This window comes from Eikenella sp. NML03-A-027, assembly GCF_001648395.1.
Classification (GTDB): Bacteria; Pseudomonadota; Gammaproteobacteria; order Burkholderiales; family Neisseriaceae; genus Eikenella; species Eikenella exigua.
This window is the reverse complement of sequence record NZ_LXSM01000016.1, coordinates 268457-287779: the sequence shown is the minus strand read 5'-3', so window position 1 is coordinate 287779 and position 19323 is coordinate 268457. Positions and strand designations below refer to the sequence as shown.

General features: G+C 57.0%; 14 protein-coding genes and 2 pseudogenes. 11 read left to right on the top strand and 5 right to left on the bottom strand.

The features are described 5' to 3' along the window. The first annotated feature begins 386 nt into the window (after nucleotides 1–386). Together A7P96_RS06840 and A7P96_RS06835 are read left to right on the top strand one after the other, a co-directional pair. Nucleotides 387–1309, top strand: a pseudogene (locus A7P96_RS06840) (aminotransferase class IV). Between the two features lie 267 nt (nucleotides 1310–1576). Then, nucleotides 1577–3051 (top strand): annotated as a pseudogene (locus A7P96_RS06835) (bifunctional chorismate-binding protein/class IV aminotransferase). A 575-nt stretch (nucleotides 3052–3626) separates the two neighbouring features. Here the strand turns inward: A7P96_RS06835 and thiD are convergent. The 4 genes from thiD to A7P96_RS06815 all read right to left on the bottom strand — a co-directional run bounded on the left by thiD (nucleotide 3627) and on the right by A7P96_RS06815 (nucleotide 7846). Next, entirely contained in the window at nucleotides 3627–4442 is an 816-nt protein-coding gene (thiD, locus tag A7P96_RS06830; protein WP_067525793.1) for a bifunctional hydroxymethylpyrimidine kinase/phosphomethylpyrimidine kinase, read from the bottom strand. Between the two features lie 22 nt (nucleotides 4443–4464). Beyond that, a complete protein-coding gene (gene thiM, locus A7P96_RS06825; protein ID WP_067525791.1) occupies nucleotides 4465–5265 on the bottom strand; it encodes a hydroxyethylthiazole kinase in 801 nt (266 codons plus the stop codon). Between the two features lie 658 nt (nucleotides 5266–5923). Then, nucleotides 5924–6415, bottom strand: a complete 492-nt coding sequence (gene greB / locus A7P96_RS06820) for a transcription elongation factor GreB (RefSeq protein WP_067525789.1) — start codon at nucleotides 6413–6415, stop codon at nucleotides 5924–5926. Nucleotides 6416–6454: 39 nt separating this feature from the next. Then, nucleotides 6455–7846 (bottom strand): DHA2 family efflux MFS transporter permease subunit, encoded by a 1392-nt coding sequence (locus A7P96_RS06815; protein WP_082887931.1) that lies wholly within the window; start codon nucleotides 7844–7846, stop codon nucleotides 6455–6457. Between the two features lie 279 nt (nucleotides 7847–8125). Here A7P96_RS06815 and A7P96_RS06810 point away from each other — a divergent pair, with 279 nt between their 5' ends. The 3 genes from A7P96_RS06810 (at nucleotide 8126) to rarD (ending at nucleotide 11986) form a co-directional block, all read left to right on the top strand. Then, nucleotides 8126–9166, top strand: coding sequence for a type IV pilus twitching motility protein PilT (locus A7P96_RS06810; protein WP_067525785.1), 1041 nt, complete (start codon nucleotides 8126–8128; stop codon nucleotides 9164–9166). Between the two features lie 483 nt (nucleotides 9167–9649). Further along, entirely contained in the window at nucleotides 9650–10816 is a 1167-nt protein-coding gene (locus tag A7P96_RS06805) for a PilT/PilU family type 4a pilus ATPase (RefSeq protein ID WP_369799156.1), read from the top strand. A gap of 270 nt (nucleotides 10817–11086) precedes the next feature. Beyond that, nucleotides 11087–11986 carry an EamA family transporter RarD gene (gene rarD, locus A7P96_RS06800; RefSeq protein WP_067525783.1) on the top strand — a complete coding sequence of 300 codons (900 nt, stop codon included), beginning with the start codon at nucleotides 11087–11089 and terminating at the stop codon, nucleotides 11984–11986. 106 nt (nucleotides 11987–12092) lie between these two features. On the opposite strand, the gene A7P96_RS06795 is transcribed toward rarD, so the two are convergent. Then, a complete protein-coding gene (locus tag A7P96_RS06795) occupies nucleotides 12093–13586 on the bottom strand; it encodes a patatin-like phospholipase family protein (protein ID WP_067525781.1) in 1494 nt (497 codons plus the stop codon). A gap of 189 nt (nucleotides 13587–13775) precedes the next feature. On the opposite strand from A7P96_RS06795, the gene ppx reads away from it, so the two are divergent. From ppx to A7P96_RS06765, 6 genes are all read left to right on the top strand, one after another. Next, a complete protein-coding gene (ppx, locus tag A7P96_RS06790) occupies nucleotides 13776–15269 on the top strand; it encodes an exopolyphosphatase (RefSeq protein ID WP_067525779.1) in 1494 nt (497 codons plus the stop codon). Between the two features lie 308 nt (nucleotides 15270–15577). After that, entirely contained in the window at nucleotides 15578–16768 is a 1191-nt protein-coding gene (locus A7P96_RS06785; protein ID WP_067525776.1) for a lysozyme inhibitor LprI family protein, read from the top strand. A gap of 53 nt (nucleotides 16769–16821) precedes the next feature. Then, nucleotides 16822–17367, top strand: coding sequence for an NUDIX hydrolase (locus A7P96_RS06780; protein ID WP_067525774.1), 546 nt, complete (start codon nucleotides 16822–16824; stop codon nucleotides 17365–17367). A 62-nt stretch (nucleotides 17368–17429) separates the two neighbouring features. Further along, nucleotides 17430–17741, top strand: coding sequence for a hypothetical protein (locus tag A7P96_RS06775; RefSeq protein ID WP_067525772.1), 312 nt, complete (start codon nucleotides 17430–17432; stop codon nucleotides 17739–17741). Beyond that, nucleotides 17741–17920, top strand: coding sequence for a cbb3-type cytochrome oxidase assembly protein CcoS (ccoS, locus tag A7P96_RS06770; RefSeq protein ID WP_003822854.1), 180 nt, complete (start codon nucleotides 17741–17743; stop codon nucleotides 17918–17920). The genes A7P96_RS06775 and ccoS overlap by 1 nt, the downstream gene beginning before the upstream one ends. After that, entirely contained in the window at nucleotides 17917–19224 is a 1308-nt protein-coding gene (locus A7P96_RS06765) for an MFS transporter (RefSeq protein ID WP_067525770.1), read from the top strand. The genes ccoS and A7P96_RS06765 overlap by 4 nt, the downstream gene beginning before the upstream one ends. Nucleotides 19225–19323: the final 99 nt, after the last annotated feature.

Here is a 19323-nt window from a genome sequence, read left to right as displayed (position 1 = left end):
CATAAGGTGCATAAGGGCAATGCGATAAATACCGAAGCTTCTGAAACTGCTTCTATTGAGTGCTTATCCCCTACAAAACCTTCACCTCAACATTCATCAGAGCAACACACCCCGCTTAACGCAATTTGCTATTTAATCCCAAACCTGCGCCCCAATCCGGCAAACAGGCTACCTGAAAACCCGTCTGCGGAGCGTAAACGCCTTGATGGCAGGTATGCTTTTCGCAGAAACCGTTGTTCAGGTAGTCTTCTTGGATGCAATTTTTGGCACAAAAGGCTTGTCAAACGCTTTGCTTCAAGAATATCTTTGGCGCCTTAGCACAAATCACAAAGAAATATTATGGAAAAGCAGTTCCTGCCGTTTTCGGCAGCGTTTTCCACCGCGAGATGCCGGTGTTGGTTTTTTCCGATGGCGCATGGCAGCCGATGCGCCGGCAGTCTTCCGATTCGCTCTCCCTGCCATCGGCCAAGCAGCCTGCATTACGGCAGTGAGTGCTTTGAAGGGCTGAAGGCCTTCCGCCAGTAAAATGGCTGTATCGTTATCTTCCATCTGGAAGTGAATATCGCCTGTATGCAGCAGAGTATGAAACTGTTGGAACTGCCTGTGCCGGATGCGCCCGCCGCCATGTATCTGCGCCCACGCTTATCGGCACCGACCCGGCAATCGGCAAGGCCGGCGTGGGCTCGTCTTCGGCCATGCTGTATATTTTGGCTTCGCCGGTGGGCGACTATTTCAAAGTGGGTTCACCGATGAAGCTGTTGGTGGAAACCGAACACATCCGCTGTGCACCGCACATGGGCCGGGTGAAATGCGGTGGCAACTATACCTCCGCACTGCAAAACGTGGTGCGCGCCCGAGAGCAATACGGCGCCAACCAAGCTTGTTCTGCCCGAACGGCGACGTGCAGGAAACCGACGCGTCCAACTTTGCGCTGATTAATGGCAACGAAATCATTACCAAGCAGCCGCCCACCGAAGAATTCCTGCACGGTATAACCCGCGATTCCGTATTGCATGTAGCCGCCGATTTGGGCTACAAAGTGAGTGAGTGCAATTTCACCGTGGCCGAATTGCAAGCAGCGGCAGAAAACAGAGCAGAAGCCACCCTCACCGGAACGGTAGCCGTGGTGTCGCCGGTTACTTCCTTTGTTATCAATGGAAAGGAAATCGTGCTGCAAAGCCAAGAGCATGGCACAGCCATCCACAATGCGATTACTGACATCCAATACGACTTGGCTGAAGACCGCTACGGCTGGCTTTGCCCGTACCCGAGCGCTGATTGGCCGTTTGTTTCACCCTCTTTTGCATAGTTAAGCGGAGTGGAAATGCTTTTTCAGGTAGCATTCCACCCCTTTTAAAGCCGCAGCCGCTTTGCCGGCTGTTCCCACCAACTGTCCTTTATTCTCCCGCAATCCAGATGGCGTTTACACCATGGCAGATTCAATTCGCTTTAGTTATATCCATGTTTCATGGTAATGAGGCTACCTGAAAACCATCATCCGTTTTTCAGGTAAACCCAAACTCCATCCCCTAAAGCGCGTATGATCCTATCCTTCATATCTTGCCCATTCACAGCCATACCCTATTTCGCCCTGTTTGATGATGCCGTGAGCGGCCGCGAAAAACTCTATCAAAATCATGTGGAAATCCGCCTTTTCCATCATAACGAACTGGATTCACTGGATGATGCGCTGCAAAAGGGCTGGCAAAAAGGGCTGCATGCTGTGTTGTTTGCAGACTACGAATTCGGTTTGCCGCTGATGGGGATTGAATCTGAACGCGGCGGCAATCTTGCTCTACATTGGTTTGCCGCCTGCGCCAACCCGTTCTGTATACCGTCTTGTCCCACCTGCCCGATACGGAAGGGAAATCTGCGTGGACGCTGTGTTTCTCGCCCGAACTCTTCCTCAAAATCGGTGCGGATGGCACCATCAGCACCGAACCGATGAAAGGCACCACACCAATTTTAGGCGACAGACAAGACGAACACCGCGCCGCCTTTCCCTGCGGCAGCATCACCGGCGCGCCCAAACGCATGAGTATGCAGATTATCGAATCGCTCGAAACCGAACCGAGCGGCATGTACACCGGCAGCATCGGCTACCTGAAACCCTGCGCGGGCGGGCTGGGGTTTGAAGGCATATTCAACGTCGTCATCCGTACCTTGTTGCTCAAACCCGTTTCAGAACCGATTTCAGACGACCTAGATAGTGGATTAAATTTAAATCAAGACAAGGCGACGAAGCCGCAGACAGTACAGATAGTAAGGCAAGGCGAGGCAACGCCGTGCTGGTTTAAAGTTAATCCACTATATCAAGGCATATACGGCGTCGGTTCCGGCATCGTCATCGACAGCAACCCCGCCGCCGAATATCGGGAATGCGGCTGGAAAGCCCGTTTTCTCAACGAATTGCGCCCCGCCTTCGGCATCTTCGAAACCATGCGCGTGGAAAACAGGCAATGCCGCCTGCTCGACCTGCATTTAGGCCGTCTGAAAACCTCCGCCCAAGCCCTCAACCTGCTCCTGCCCGACGACTGCGAAACCCGAATCCGGCAATACATCGCCGACTTGCCCGACGGCCTCTTCCGCCTGAAAGCCGAACTCGTTTCAGACGGCCTCATCCTCAGTCATGCCGCCACCGCCGAGCTGCACGCCCCGCAGCGCGTCATCCCCGCCCCGCACCCCCTCCCGCGCCGCGACTACCTGCGCCGCTTCAAAACTTCCCGCCGCGCCCTGTACGACCAAGCGTGGCAAACCGCCGAAACACAAGGCGCGTTCGACAGCCTGTTTTTCAATTCAGACGGCCTCCTGCTCGAAGGCGGCAGAAGCAACGTATTCGTCAAATACCAAGGACAATGGCTCACCCCATCTCTGGATTTGGACATCCTCAACGGCGTCATGCGCCAAGCCGTGTTGCAGCAGCCGCAAACCTACTTGGGTGCGGATGCAGTCATCGAAACGCACATCACCCGCGACATGCTGGAACACGCCGAAGAAATCCGCCTCTCCAACGCCTTGAGGGGCATGTTCCGGGCGGAATGGACACAATAAATAAACGGCTTGGAATCTTGTTCCAAGCCGTTTGCTTCAGCACATCAAGTTTCAGGTAGCCTTCCGGCCATACAGGCAAAGGCTACCTGAAAATCAGAAATCCGTTTTCAGGTAGCCTGAAGCAGGATAACGGGCGGGTATGATTTCTTCAATTATAGTGAATTAAATTTAAACCAGTACAGCGTTGGCTCGCCTTGCCGTACTATTTGTACTGTCTGCGGCTCGCCGCCTTGTCCTGATTTAAATTTAATCCACTATAGGAGGCGAAATGCCGAGCTACAGGCGAATGCTTGGCCGACGTGTAGGGTGTGTGCCTGCGGCACGCACCCTACACACGAAACAAGCAGGCGGCCTGAGGGGCAGCATGGGCTACCTAAAAAATGAAAATACGGGTTTTCAGGTAGCCTTTGCAGGCTATGCAGGGTTTGTGCGGTACACGTGGTTTGGGATAGTAAACAACAAGCGTGTGTTCCGTACACGCCCTACGCCTGCAACGGGAAAGGCTACCTGAAAACATGGTCTCAACGAAACCAAAACTTTTCAGGTAGCCTTTTGCCTACAGCCAAGCTGTCTGCTTACTTCCCACACTCTACGCGCATCGCCCAATGGTTTACCGGCCCGTGGCCGTGGCCGATGTTGATGGGCTGCGAGATGGCGGCGGTGATGCACTGTTTGGCGGTGCGGATGGCCGCTTCCACCGCTGCGCCTTTGGCCAGCTCGGCAGTGAGGCAGGCGGAGAAGGTACAGCCGGTGCCGTGGGTGTGCGGGGTGGGGAAGCGCGGGCTTTCCAAAGTGAACTGCCCATCGGGCATAAACACCCAGTCGCGGCAGATTTCGCTTTGTGATTCGCCGCTGTGGCCGCCTTTAATCACCACGGTTTGCACACCGGCTTCCTGCAAGATGCGGGCAGCGCGTTCGGCATCGGCATCGGTTTGGATGTCGATGCCGGTGAGTGCTTCAGCTTCGGGCAGGTTGGGCGTAAGCACGTCGGCCAACGGCAGCAAATGCCGTTTGAGCGCGGCCACGGCGTTTTGCTGCAACAGCGGCGCACCGCCTTTGGCCACCATCACCGGATCGAGCACCAGCCGGCCAAACGGTTTGCCTGAGATTTTTTCCGCCACGCATTCAATCACTTCGGCCGTGCCGAGCATGCCGATTTTAAAAGCGGCTACCTGAAGATCGGCGGCGATGGAATCGATTTGCGCGCGGATAATATCGAGCGGCACGCCGTGGATGGCCTGCACACCGAGCGTGTTTTGCGCAGTGACCGCCGCCAGCACGCTCATGCCGTATACGCCGCGCATTTGAAAGGTTTTCAAATCGGCCTGAATACCGGCGCCGCCGCCGCTGTCTGAACCGGCGATGGTGAGGGCTTGTGCAATTTGCGTCATCTGTTCTCTCCTAATTAAGCCGTTAAATCCATTCTACTTTCGCGCGTGCCGCTACTTCCTGTGCTGATACAGCGGCCAGGCTGTCGATCAGCTTCCATGCGAACGAGCCACTCTGCGCAGGCTGCAAGCCCTGCGCCGCCAATTCACCCGCCACGGCATACACGGTGCAGGCTTCGGCCACGGAGTGCAAATAGTCTTCCGGCGCGGCTACGGCGGCAAATGCACCCACCACCGTGCTCAACAGGCAGCCGGAAGCGGTTACTTTGGGGAATAGTAGTGTGCCGTTATTCAGCTTAGCAGTGCGGCTGCCGTTAGAAACGTAGTCGGTTTCGCCGCTGATGGCGGCAACGCAACCGTATTGCTGCGCAATGCGTTGGGCGATGCTGTGCAAATCAGCCGAGCCGCTGCCTGCATCCACGCCTTTGGCCTGCCATTCCACCCCGGCAATATGCGCCATTTCGCCCGCATTGCCGCGCACAGCAGCAAATCGGATTTCTGCCAACAGCTGCGCCGTGGTTTCGCGCCGCAGCTGGGTAAAGCCTGCGCCCACCGGATCAAGCACCACCGGAACGCCCGCGCGGTTGGCCGATTTGCCCGCCACCAGCATGGCTTCCACCTTCTGCTTGTTCAGCGTGCCGATGTTCAGCACCACTGCCGAGCTAACTGCCGCCAGTTCCGCCATTTCATCCACGCTATCGGCCATAATCGGCGACGCACCAATCGCCAGCAGGCCATTGGCCGAGAAATTGGCCGCCACGATGTTGGTGATGTTGTGCACCAGCGGATTACGGGCACGAACTTGATCTAGATATTTGATTTCCATATTACTTTATTCCTAGTGATTGGCGGAACGGGCAAGAAAAACGCCCGCTGTTGGATCGGGCGAGAAGTGGTGTTGTATCAAGAGAATATGGCGGGCTCTTCAGCTGTGCTTTTAGGTAGCCTCAACTGTACTGTTTGATGCCTAGCCGCCTACATAGTTTCCTACGCCAGTATTGGGGCTATTGGCAATTACTTTTCCAAGCGGATTTTTGTTCCCAAAGTGGCAGACTCAAGGTAGAAACCACAGCAAGGCTGGACACCTTATGAGGATTTCCAACGCGGAAGATGCTGCTTTGGAAGCGAAAAGACGCGGAAACCAGTAATTGCCGGCAGACCCTAGCTGTATCAGGTACAACGGGTATTTTCTCAGCCGCCTGCACGGCACCCCGACTAATGGCGGCGGATTATAGCCTGCAATATGATGAAAAGCTACCTGAAACTATTCCGTCATTTCGTTTCACTCAATCTGCTAAATTTCAGGTAGCCTGCAACCTTATAGGAATAAATTTTATACCTGTCGGCACGCTATCCAAGCATGGCCATCATCTCTGCACCAGGCCGGCTAAAAACGGATGTTGTTTAAGCATGGCAACACCGCTGCCAGCAAAAGGCTACCCGAAAATTTTCAGGTAGCCTTTCCCCATACGATATATCTGCCCCTACTCTATCTTCACATAAGCTACAGACAACACTTCGATTTCTTCCCTCCCTTCCGGCCCGTGGAACACAATTTCATCGCCTTCGCGGGCTTTAAGCAGGGCGCGGGCCAGCGGGGAAGTCCAGGAAATTTTGTGGCGAGCGGTATCGATTTCGTCCACGCCCACGATGCGCACGGTTTGCTCTTCGCCGTTGCCGCGCAGCAGCTCCACGGTGGCGCCGAAGAAGATTTGGTCGGTGGCTTCGCGGGTTTCGGGATCGACCACTTGCGCCGCTTCCAGCCGTTTGGTGAGGAAGCGGATGCGGCGGTCGATTTCGCGCATACGGCGCTTGCCATAGAGATAGTCGCCGTTTTCGCTGCGGTCGCCATTGCTAGCCGCCCAGTTGACGATTTGCACGATTTCGGGGCGCTCTTTGTTCACCAGCTGGTAGAGCTCGTCTTTCAATGCCTGCCAGCCGGAGGGGGTGAGGTAGTTGGGGGTGGTATTGCTCATGATGGCTTTCAAATCTATTCAAATGTGCGGATGAAGGTTTCAGGTAGCCTTGCGGTTTAAATGCCTGCCGTCGCCAGAGTGCAGTTTGGCCAGCAGCCACAGCAGCACCAAGCCGAAGGTGGCCAACGACAGGTAGGTGTAGCTGAAGGCCTGTTCCAGCAGTGCACCGGTTTCGCCCACGGCGGCACGGTATGCGCCCAAAATCACAGCGGCCACGGCAATGCCGATGCCGATGCCCACCTGCTGCACCACGCTGAGCATGGTCGAACCCGCGCTGGCTTCTTCGTTCGACAAATCACCGATGGTAAGGGTGTTGATGGCGGTAAACATCAGGGATTGGCACAGGCCGAAGCAGGTGGCCAGCAGCATGTAAAACGTTATCGAGCTGTCCGAATCGAGCAGCGACAGCGCGGCCACCACGGCCGACATGGCCACGGCCACGCCCAAAAGCGTGGTCTTATAGCCGAAGCGCACCAAAATCGGCGCGGTAAACGGCTTCATTAAAATCGAGCTCAACGCCACCGGCGCGAGCATCCAGCCGGCCATTTCGGCATTGTAGCCAAAAGCTACCTGAAGCATCAGCGGCACCAGGAAGGGGATGCCGGAAGAGAGCACTCGGAACATCAAATTGGCAGCCAACCCGATGCTGAAAGTATGCACCCGGAACAAGGAAAGCGGTAGCAGTGGATTTTTAGCACGCCGTGCATACACGGCATACAGCCACATGGCCGCTGCGCCCAGCCCGATTATCAATAAGGAGCGGCTGCCGTTGTGCAGGTTTTCCGCTGCCAGCTCCAGCCCGTAGGTAATCCCCACCAGGCCGCCGGCAAACAGCAGGAATCCTTGCCAATCTAATGGTTGCGTATCGGTGCGCACATTGGGCATATAGCGGCCGGCAACGGCAATACCAAGCAGACCGATGGGGATATTGATAAAGAAAATCCAGTGCCAAGACAGGTTTACCGCCATCCAGCCGCCTAAAATCGGCCCAACGATGGGACCGATGAGGCCGGTCATCGACATCAAATTCCATGCCGCTACCAATTCCGATTTGGGCACGGTGCGGATGATCGCCAACCGCGCCACCGGCATCATCAGCGCGCCACCCACGCCCTGCAAAATCCGTGCCAGCACCAGCCAGTTTAAAGTGGGCGAGGCGGCGCAGGCCACCGAACCGAGCACGAACACCGCCACCGCCAGCCGGAACACGTTGAGCGTACCCAGCCGGTCGGCCAGCCAGCCCGATAGTGGAATCAGCGCGGCCACAGTAAGCGCATAGCTGATGATGGCCAGCTCCATTTGCAGCGGCGATTCGTGCAGGCTTGCCGACATCACCGGCAGCGCGGTGTTCAAAATGGTGGCGTCCAGCGACTGCATAAACAGCGCCATCGCCGCCGTCCAGGCTAGGCCTTTTTGTTGCGGGGTCATCATGATAAGAAAGGGTGTTTGAAATGGCGTTTGATTGGCCGGTAGATTGCAGGAGGCTACCTGAAAAATAAACAGAATGGATTTTCAGGTAGCCTCTGTCTGACTGGGCATCATCCCGGCCAATAGCCAGAAACATGCCAAAACCCTGTATCCTGTTTCAGATAACCGCCAATTTTACATGAAAATACAAGTTTTCCTTTATTTATCCTGCCATCTGTATTTACAATGAACTGTTTTTAGCAAAACTGCAAAAAAATTACTGAAAAGGGAGTTTCAAACGCCATGCAGATTACCGACCTACTCGCGTTCAGCGTGAAAAACAAAGCATCCGACTTGCACCTCTCCGCTGGCCTACCACCTATGATCCGCGTGCACGGCGACGTGCGCCGCATCAACCTGCCGGAAATGAGCGCCGAAGAAGTGGGCAACATGATCTCTTCCATCATGAACGACCACCAGCGCAAAGACTACCAACAACGGCTGGAAACCGACTTTTCCTTCGAACTGCCCAACATCGCCCGTTTCCGTGTGAATGCATTCAACACCGAACGTGGTCCGGCTGCCGTATTCCGTACTATTCCCAGCAAAGTACTCACACTGGAAGAATTGAACGCGCCCAAAGTATTCCAAAAAATTTCCGACCAGCCGCGCGGCCTGGTGCTGGTAACCGGCCCCACCGGTTCCGGTAAATCCACCACCCTGGCAGCGATGATCAACTACATCAACGAAAACCATCACCACCACATCCTCACTATCGAAGACCCGATCGAGTTTGTGCACCAGAGTAAACAATGCTTGGTGAACCAACGCGAACTGCACCAACACACCCACAGCTTCGCCAACGCTCTGCGCTCCGCACTGCGTGAAGACCCGGATATCATCCTGGTGGGTGAGATGCGCGACCCGGAAACCATCGGTTTGGCGCTCACCGCCGCCGAAACCGGCCACCTAGTATTCGCCACCCTGCATACCACCGGTGCAGCCAAAACCGTGGACCGTATTATCGACGTGTTCCCCGCCGGCGAAAAAGAGATGGTGCGTTCCATGCTTTCCGAATCACTGCGCGCCGTGATTTCGCAAACCCTGCTCAAAACCAAAGACGGCAAAGGCCGTGTGGCCGCGCACGAAATCCTGATTTCCACCGCCGCCGTGCGCAACCTGATCCGCGAAAACAAAATCGCCCAAATCGGTTCTGCCCTGCAAACCGGCCAAGCACACGGTATGCAGACGCTCGACCAATCCCTGCAGGCCCTGCTCAAACGCGGCATTATCAGCATCGATGCCGCCCGCGCCAAAGCGCAGAACCCCGACCAACTCGTCTAAACCGACAATCGTACAAGGGAAAACATCATGTCAAACGATCAGCACAAACAAAACTTGGCCGAGCTGCTCTCCGAAATGGCCAACCAACGCGACGACCTACCGCCCGAACCCACTCCCGTTACTGCCGCCATGATGCCGAATGGCAATTTGGCTTCCATGGAAAGCCAGCTGGCCACTGGTACACTCGATATTCCGCCGCTGCCCGATTTGCCCGAAAGCACATTCGGCAAACCGGAATTGATTGAACCAGGTTTCGTGGCACAGCCCATTACGCCGCCTGCCCAACCAGTGCAGCCGCAAGCAGCACAACCGCAGCCGCAACTTAAATCTAAATACGCAGCAGCCCTTGCACCCCATGCCGCCCAACCAATGCAGACCCCAGCCAAACCGACTCTGGCTCAGACTGCCCCGCAGCAGCCTACCGCCCGTCCCGCACCAGCCGTGTCTAGCCATCCGCCGCTGCATGCCGCGCCGGCACAGCCTATTGGCCACGGCCCGAACCAGCACTTAACCCGCGAGCGCGCCAAACTGCACCCGCTACTGGAAAAAATGGCCGATGAATCGCTCAAACGCAACGCTTCCGATATCTTCATCAGCAGCAACTTCCCGCCTTCGTTCAAAATCGACGGTACGCTGGTGCCGATTCCGGTAAAACCGCTCGCCGAAGAAGAAGCCGCACAAATCGTTTACTCCACTTTTAACGACGAGCAGAAAGCCAAATTCCCGGTGGAGTGGGAGCTGAACTACTCCCTGCAATCGCAAAACGGCATCCGTTTCCGTGTGAACGCCTACCACGAGCAAGGCCGCATCGGCTTGGTAATGCGCCGCATCACCACCAACATTCTCACCATAGACGACCTGCGCCTGCCGCAAGTGCTCAAAGAGCTCTCCATGCGCAAGCGCGGCCTGATTATTCTGGCCGGCCCCACCGGTTCCGGTAAATCCACTTCGCAGGCCGCGATGCTTGACTGGCGCAACAAACACTCCGCCGGCCACATCGTAACCATCGAAGACCCGATCGAGTATATCCACAGCCCAATCAAGAGCATCATCACCCAGCGCGAAGTCGGCCTCGACACCCACAGCTGGGGTGCAGCCGTGCAAAGTGCTATGCGTCAAGCGCCCGACGTAGTCTGCGTGGGTGAGGTGCGTAACGAACACTCCATGGAATATGCCCTGCAACTGGCTCAAACCGGTCACTTGTGCTTCTTCACCATTCACGCCACCAACGCCAGCCAAACCGTTGAGCGTATTATGAACTTGTATCCTGAAGAGCGGCATCCGCAGATTCTGATGGACTTGGCGCTGAACCTAGTGGCCATTATCGGCCAGCGTTTGGTGCTGAAAAAAGGCGGCAAAGGCCGAAATGCCATCATCGACCTGCTTATCAACACCCCCGCTATGCAGGATCACGTATTCAAAAACCAGTTGCTTGAGGCTCGCGAGCTGATGGAACGCGCTGAGGACGACGGCATGCAAACCTTCGACCAAGACTTGTTCCGCCTCTACATCAACGGCGAAATCGACTACGACGAAGCCCTGCGCCAGGCCGAATCCGCCAACGACTTGCGCCTGCGCATCAAGCTCTACGAAGAAGGCCGCGAAAGTACGCACATCTTCGAGCGTGTAAGTGATTTGAACCTGATGTAACGGCCAAACGGCTGTATAGAGGCTATCTGAAACCGCCCGACGGATTTTCAGGTAGCCTCTACCGTTCTCGTGTAACCCAAACAAACTGGCTTATAGGTTTCGTTTGATTCGATAGCTAAACACTTATTTTTTTCATGTAAGGTAGCAAGCGGCAGAGTACAAGTAATACAGCAAGGTGCATCCACACCGCATGAAAATATAAACTCTTGAGCTATGGCCACGCTGAAGCCAACACTTCCAGGTAGTCTCTACACCATTCACCAACACATCATGAATACCACCCACTCCACCGAATACCGCCGGGGCCTCTACTGCGTCATCGGCTGCTATCTGATTTGGGGCTTTTTCCCGCTCTACTGGCTGCCCCTGGCCGGCCAGCCCATCGGCGCCGGGCAACTGATGGCGCACCGTATCGTATGGGCATCGCTGCTCGCCATCGGCACGGTAGCCTGCTCACCTTCCGCCCGCACCCAGCTCGCACAAGCCATCAAAAGCCGCCAAACCCTCACCGCCTTCGCCCTCTGTTCCACCCTATTGGCAACAAACTGGCTGCTCTATTTGGCCGCCATCACCCAACGGCAGGTATTGCAAGCCAGCCTAGGCTACTTCATCGCACCCCTCGCCAGCATCTTCTGCGGCCGCCTATTTCTGCGCGAAGCCCTGCGCCCATTGCAAATCGGCGCCATTCTTTTAGCCATCGTGGGCGTGGTGTGGCTTTCTGCATGGGGCGGGCAGATGCCTTGGATTGCACTGGGCCTCGGCGTCAGCTGGAGCATATACGGCCTGTTGCGTAAACTTGCCCCGCTGCCAGCCCTGCCCGGCTTCACGCTGGAAACACTGATGTTGCTGCCCTTTGCCCTCCTGTATCTGGGCTGGCATTATTGGCACGGCAGCCTGGTCTTCACCCAATTGCCACCCCTGCCCTTGGCCATTGTAATCGGCAGCGGTGCCGCCACCATGATTCCGCTGCTGCTGTTTGCCGCCGCCGCGCAACGCATCCGCCTCACCACCATCGGCATACTGCAATACCTCTCGCCCAGCCTGCAATTCCTACTCGGACTCACTGCCTTCCACGAGCCGTTCAGCCGTATGCAGTTTGCCGGCTATCTGTGGGTATGGGCGGGTGTGGCGCTGTTTGTGTGGGGTGCACGTAAAAAGCAAGCTACCTGAAAGCTGATCAATACGGTAAGGCAACCCAGCATGTCTTGGCTTATCCACCCACTATAAAAGGCTACCTGAAATCTTTCAGGTAGCCTTTCAGCTTAACCAACTATCCTCACTCTGCCTTACCTTCCTCCAAGCAATCCGCCCTAGCTGCCGCTGTGCCGTTTTTGCAGGCATCTTGAGCCGAAGCAGTCGAGCCTTCTTGAGCCCCTGATTCTGACCCCGCTTCTTTCGATAAGGCAGTCAGCACCCGGGCGTATTCGGGCGATTGGCGCATCAGCACGCGGGCAGCCTCTTTCAGGTTGTTGATGTCTTCGCGCGGCAGGTAAAAGCTGGTGGAAATATTGAGCACGTTTTTGCGCAGGGGGGAATCGGGCAAGTCGCGCAGGCTGAGGCTCACGAAATGCATGCTGATCGGATGGCCTTTGCGGCTGCCGGCCTGGCTGTTCCATTGGTCGGCCACGGCGCGGATGCGGCGTAGCGACTCCTGCGAATTTTGGTCGATGGGCACGTTGATGATGGCACTCAACACATCGTAGAGGCCGGGCACTTTGGCGCTTTGGTCGATGATGCTGTCGGGCTGGTTTTGCGCGTTCACGCTGATTACGATGATTTTGCGCACGTTTTGGTTGGCCAGCTGGCGGTATAGGGTATGGCTGGGGTAGATTTCAGCGGCTTCCAGCAGGCCGCGCAAACCGAGGTTGTCGGTGAGGCCGCCGTCGAGCAGGTGGATGTAGGGGCGGCTTTTGCTGTTTTGATATAGCGCCAACTCTTGGCCGAACTCGCGGCGGGTTCGGGTTTGCTGCTGTTCGTCGCTGCCGTGTTCCAGCGCGTTTTGCAGGCGCGGCGGCAGGGTGTAGCCGCAGTTGCCGCCGTTGTTGTTGATCGTAATCGGGCTGAACACTACGGGCACGGCGCTGGAAGCGGCCACGGCGCGCGCCAGGCGCAAATCGGAAAGGTTGAGGCACATCACGTCGAAAAATTCTTGCGTGAAATCAAAGCGCCGCCCTATCGACATATCGGTGGCCGACACCACGGCAAACGGGCCTTTGCGCCGCCTGGCCAAATCGCCGAAGGTGGCGTGGCCGAACAGAGTGGCTTCAAACTGCTCCTGCAACAAATCGCCGCGCCCGAATTCGGGCGAAGTCAGGCGCGGCAGGTTGGCCAGCGAAAACACTTGCCGGCTCACCTGCTTTTGGAAATTCTGCTTCAAGAATTGCTGTTCGAATGCGGGGATGGTGTCGCGCCCGTGGAGCGAATAATAAGTGGCCAATACCGAGCCGCCGGACACGCCGTACACCAAGTCCACGCTATCGAGCAGCGGTTTTTCCCGCCCTTCGATATACACCGGCTGCTTGACCAGCTCTTCGAGCACGCCGTAGCCCAAAGCCGCCGCACGCGTGCCGCCGCCGGAAAACAGCAGCACCACGAATACATCGTCGTTTTGCTGCGCGATGCTCTGCTCCAGCCGGTAGCCCTGCGTGGTGTCCACTTTCGAAATAGTGGCCACCGGCCGATAGTTCACCAGCGAGCAGGCTCCAAGCAGCACCAACAGTCCCGCCGCCACACCGCGTTTCAGCACAGCATTGCACGCACGAATCCGCATAAACCAACCTTTCACACTCAATCTAAACCATAACGCAGGCTACCTGAAAAATAGAAAACCAATTTTCAGGTAGCCTCAAGCGCATTATAACAAAGCCGCTTCCCCTAGAGGCGAGCTGAAATTCCGCAGCATAATGACACACTAGGCGCCGCAAGGTAAGATACACGCTTTCTATCCAACACAAGCAATATGACCATTCCCGCCAATATGCTGGCCGCGGTAGACCTCGGCTCCAACAGTTTCCGCCTGCAAATCTGCACCAACCACAACGGGCAGCTGCAAATCGTTGACTCCATCAAAGATATGGTGCGCTTTGCCGCCGGGCTGGACGAACACAAACAACTCGACCAAGCCGCCCAAGAGCGGGCACTGGCCTGCCTGGCCAAATTCCACGAACGCCTGCGCGGCTTTCCGCCCGAGCAGGTGCGCGCCGTGGCCACCAACACCTTCCGCGTGGCCAAAAATATCGCTCCCTTCATGCCCCGCGCCGAAGCTGCCTTGGGCTTTCCCATCGAAATCATCGCCGGGCGCGAAGAAGCCCGCCTTATCTACACCGGCGTCATCCACACCCTGCCGCCAGGCAGCGGGCAGATGCTGGTGGTCGATATTGGCGGCGGCTCCACCGAATTCGTGATCGGCAGCCGCCTGCAGCCCGATATCACCGAAAGCCTCAATCTCGGCTGCGTGAGCTACAGCCTGCGTTTCTTCCCCAAAGGCAAAGTATCCGCCGAATCCTTCAAGCTGGCCGTCAATACTGCCCGAAGCGAAATCCAGCGCATTGCCAAGCTGTTAAAAAGCACCGGCTGGCAGCTGGCCGTAGGCACTTCCGGCACCGCCCGCACCCTGCGCGACCTCATTGCCGCCGCCAATCCCGAAGACAACCGCATCACTCCCGCCGCCCTGCAAAAAATCGCCGCCCGCCTGATTGAAGCCGGCAGCGCCAAAAAAGCCAAATTCGACGGCATGAAGGCCGACCGCATCGAAGTATTCGCCGGCGGGCTGGCCGTGATGAGTGCCGTCTTCGCCGAGCTCGATATCGACAGCATGACCGTAACCGACGCCGCCCTGCGCGACGGCGTGTTCTATGACCTCATCGGCCGCCAACTCAACGAAGACATGCGCGAGCAAACCATCGCCCACTTCCAACAGCGCTACCACGTCAGCCAAAACCAAGCCCAACGCGTGACCGCCCTTGCCGCCCAGTTCTTCGAGATGCTCGCCGAAGGCGAACCCGAAAAAGAGCGCCACTATTGGCAACAATACCTGCGCTGGGCCGCCCTCGTGCACGAAATCGGCACCGACATTGCCTACACCGCCTATCACAAACACTCCGCCTACATCCTCGAGCAGGCCGACATGCCCGGATTTTCCCGCCAAGAGCAGCAAATCCTTGCCACCTTGGTGCTCGGTCAGCGCGGTGATTTGAGAAAAATGGCCGAACTGCCCATCAGCCCCACCATGTGGCTTGCCGTGGCCGCCCTGCGCCTGGCCGTACTATTCTGCCGCGCCCGCCTGCCGCACACCCTGCCCGCAGGCACCCGACTGAGCTACGAAAACAAAAACTACACCCTCGCCATCAGCCGTCAATGGCCAGAAGACAACCCCCTCACCGCCGGCGCGCTGGCCGATGATGCCGCCCAATGGCGCAAAATCGGTATCCGCTTCGGGCTGCTGCTGCAATAGCACCGGGATGACGCAAACTTTCAGGTAGCCTTTCAGCCCACACCAAACACAGGCTACCTGAAAACAGAATCCTCCTGTTTCAGGTAGCCTCCTCCAGCCATCGAAAGGCTAGCTGAAAAACTACGGCCTCAACGATAGCCAAACCATGCTTCCTTCTCCCAAGTGTCGGACTACCAACAGCGTGTGTGCGTGGCGAACCACCACCGCAGGAGGTAAAACGCTTTAGCTGCAAAAGCAAAATTTCCCGCCACGGCTCACCACGGCGGGTTAGAATACTGTTATCCATCTCCTAATCAAGGAATCCAAACATGAAACCCCTGATTAAACCCGTCCTCGCCCTCCTGATTGCTGCCTCGCTGGCCGCCTGTGGCAAAGAAGAAGCCAAACCTGCCGCCCTCAGCTGCCAAGCGCCCGAAGCGCTCGAACGGCTCAAAGCCCAGATTCAGGCCACAGCCTTCCCGCCCAGCGGCAGCGAACTACCTGCCCCACAGGTTGGCGCCGCCGAAATCCAGGCCGCACTCGACCAGCTCGGCTTCGAAATCACCGACATCCGCACCACCCAAGCCGCTTCCGAAGACAACAAACAACTTGCCTGCGAAGCCACCCTGCGCTTTGCCCCCAAACCGGAAGCCCAAGCCCGCCTGAAACAAAGCATTTCCGACTACATGGAGATCAATGAAAGCGACGGCATCGAATACAACGAAATGATGACCGCCGGCGACCCCACCCTCAAACCAGACGGCCAAGGCGGCTACATTCGCCTGCTCAACTACACCGTCAGCCAAACCGACAGCGGCGACAAACTCGTTATCAACGTAGACAGCAAAACCGCCTCCTCCGGCCTGCAGCCGCCCCTGTCCTTCTACCTCGCCGCCCCCGATTTGGCCAAACAAGTAGCCGAAATCCGCCAGAAATCCGCAGCCGAGGAAACCCGCCAGCAAGAGCTAAACTCGCTCGACCAAAACCGTCTGCAAGCCCGTATCGAACTCTTGCGCACCGAAAACAAACAGGCGCAAGAAAACCTGAACAAGACTTGGCAAGCACTGCCCGACGCCGTCCAAACCGCGCTCAAAGATGCGCAAAGCCAATGGGCACGTCTGCGGGTGAGCCAATGCACCTACCAAAGCAAGGCCGACTCCACCGATCCGCTAGAGCAAGAAGCACTGCGTATCGAATGCGACACCCGCGAGCTGCAGCAGCGCATCCCCACCCTCAAGCAGGAAGCCGAAACTTTCACCGGCAACCAGCTCACTGAAACCACCCAGCGCGCCCAAGCCGCCCAGCAGGAATTGCGCAATGTGTGGCAGAGCGTGCCTGCCGATGTGAAAGACATCATCGGTCAAGACTACCAATCCTGGGCTGCCAGCAGCGCAGCCAAATGTGCCCAAGCCGCCCAACAGGCCGGCGGCGGCAACAACGGCCAGCTTGCCCGCCTCGAATGCACCGCCACCGAGGCCCGCAACAAGGCCAAAGAACTGCGCGGCTACGTTTCCCAATAATCTGTTTCTAGAAAAGGCTACCTGAAAATTTCAGGTAGCCTCACCCCACTGCAATGAACCTCACCGAAACCCAACTCTCTTCCGAACCGATTTTCGACGGCAAATTCGTTACCATTGCCCACGATACTGTGCGCCTGCCCAACGGCAACCAAAGCTACCGCATTGTTATCCGCCACCCCGGCGCCGCCTGTGTGCTGGCCGTTACCGAAGCAGACGAAGTGGTGCTGGTGCGCCAATGGCGCTACGCCACCGGCCAGGCCCTGCTCGAGCTACCCGCCGGCAAGCTCGACCCCGATGAAGACCCGGCCGTGTGCGCCGCGCGCGAACTGGAAGAAGAAACCCCCTACCGCGCCCAATCCGTTCGACTGCTGCATACCTTCTACACCGCCCCCGGCTTCTGCAACGAGAAAATGTACCTCTACCTCGCCGAAGGCATCACGCCCACCAGCACCCGCAAGCCCGACCAAGACGAATTTGTCGAAACCGTATTGCTCTCGCGCCAAGCCGTGCGGGAAGCCATTGCCAACAACCAGATTCAAGACGGCAAAACCCTGGTCGGCCTGCAATACTGGCTGCTCAACAGCCAGCCCGCCGATTAAGGCTACCTGAAAAAAGTAAGCGGGTCATACCGAACCCGCCCAACAACAAAGGCTACCTGAAAATGCGCCAATTCACCCTCAGCACCCCCAACGGCACCCTGCTCGGTTTCCTCGTGCTCACCGCCGACAACGACGACGAGCCCGTCTCCGGCAACGCCATGATTCAGGCGCACGCCGCCGCGCTGCCGCCGGAAGATACCGCGCCTGCCCGCGCATTGGAAGCCCTGGCCGGCCAGCTGCTGGTTTGGCAGCCGCATGGCGAGGGCATTGCCCTGTATGATGCCGAAGGCGGCCTGGCGGCCGATATCCGCCAGCAATACCTGCGCCTCGGCGGCCACACCCTGCTGCTCACCGATTTGGAAGGAAACCTTTGATGGACAGCGTGTTTATCCTGATTCCCATCAGCATCGTGCTAGCCTTCGTAATCGGCTATTTCTTTTGGTGGTCCGGCCACAACGGCCAGTTTGACGATTTGGAAGGCCCCGCCCACCGCATTCTGATGGACGACGATTCCGTGCATCCCGACTCCCCACCCCCGCAGGACAAACCATGAATCCAGGCTTCAAATTTGCCGTATCGCGCCGCTTTGCCCCGCTGTTCGGCACCCAATTCCTCGGCGCGCTCAACGACAACCTGTTCAAAATCGCGCTGGCCACCATGATCAGCTTTTATGGTTTGGGTAAAAACGGCTTCATCGAGCCGGCACAAATGATTAACGTGAGCGCGCTGTTGTTTGTGTTGCCCTTTTTCCTGTTTTCCGCCCTCTCCGGCCAGCTGTGCAACAAATTCGACCGCAGCCGCATGGCGGTGGCGGTGAAGGTGGCCGAAGTGCTGATTATGCTGCTGGCTACAGTGGGCTTCCTCAGCCAATCACTGCTACTTTTGCTGCTCTGCATTTTCCTGATGGGCCTGCATTCCACCCTGTTCGGCCCGCTTAAATACGCCGTGTTGCCCGATTATTTGGACGAACACGAATTGATTGTGGGCAACAGCCTGGTGGAAGGCGGCACGTTTCTCGCCATCCTGTTCGGCCAAATTTTGGGCACCATTCTGGCCGGCATCGGCGGCATCACGGTATCTGTTTTCCTGCTCATCATTGCTGCCGGCGGCCTCATCTCCAGCCTGTTTATGCCGCGCGTGGCGCCGAAAACCCCGGAAGCAAAAATCGACTGGCACATTGTGCGCAACTCCAAAGCCATTCTAAAACAAGCCTTTGCCAACCGCGAAATCTACGCCGCCATCATCGGCATTTCCTGGTTTTGGTTTATCGGCGCGGTGTACACCACCCAGCTGCCCACCTTTACCAAACTGCACCTGGGCGGCAACGATAATGTGTTCAATCTGATGCTCACCCTATTTTCCATCGGCATCGGCAGCGGCTCCGTGCTGTGCGCCAAACTCAGTCACCGCCGGCTCAACCTCGGCTGGGTGGCCGTGGGTACGGTGGGCATGGCCATATTCGGCCTGCTGCTCGTTGCCCTCGTGCATGGCACGCACTATCACGAATACAGCGGCATCGGCAGCTTCCTGTTGCGCGGCGATGCCTATGCCGTGATGCTCTGCATCGTGTTGCTCGGCTTCTGCGGCGGCTTTTTCTCCGTGCCGCTCTACACCTGGTTGCAAACCGCCAGCAGCGAAGAATTCCGTGCTCACGCCATCGCCGCCAACAACATCATCAACGGCCTCTTCATGGTGGCCGCCGCCCTGCTCTCCGCCATCCTCTTGTGGCTGTTCGACAGCATCAACCTGCTTTACCTCATCGTGGCAGCGGGCAATATAGTGGTGCTGGTGTACCTGCTGAAAACCGCCCCGCCAATCCGCGAAGGCTGGCAACGCTGGTTTGGCAAAGAAGAATAAACTTCGGCCTGCAAACTGCAAAAAGGCTACCTGAAAAACAAAAAAGCAGTTTCAGGTAGCCTTTGCCCACCCTCCAAATCAACCACACCGCTTCGCAGC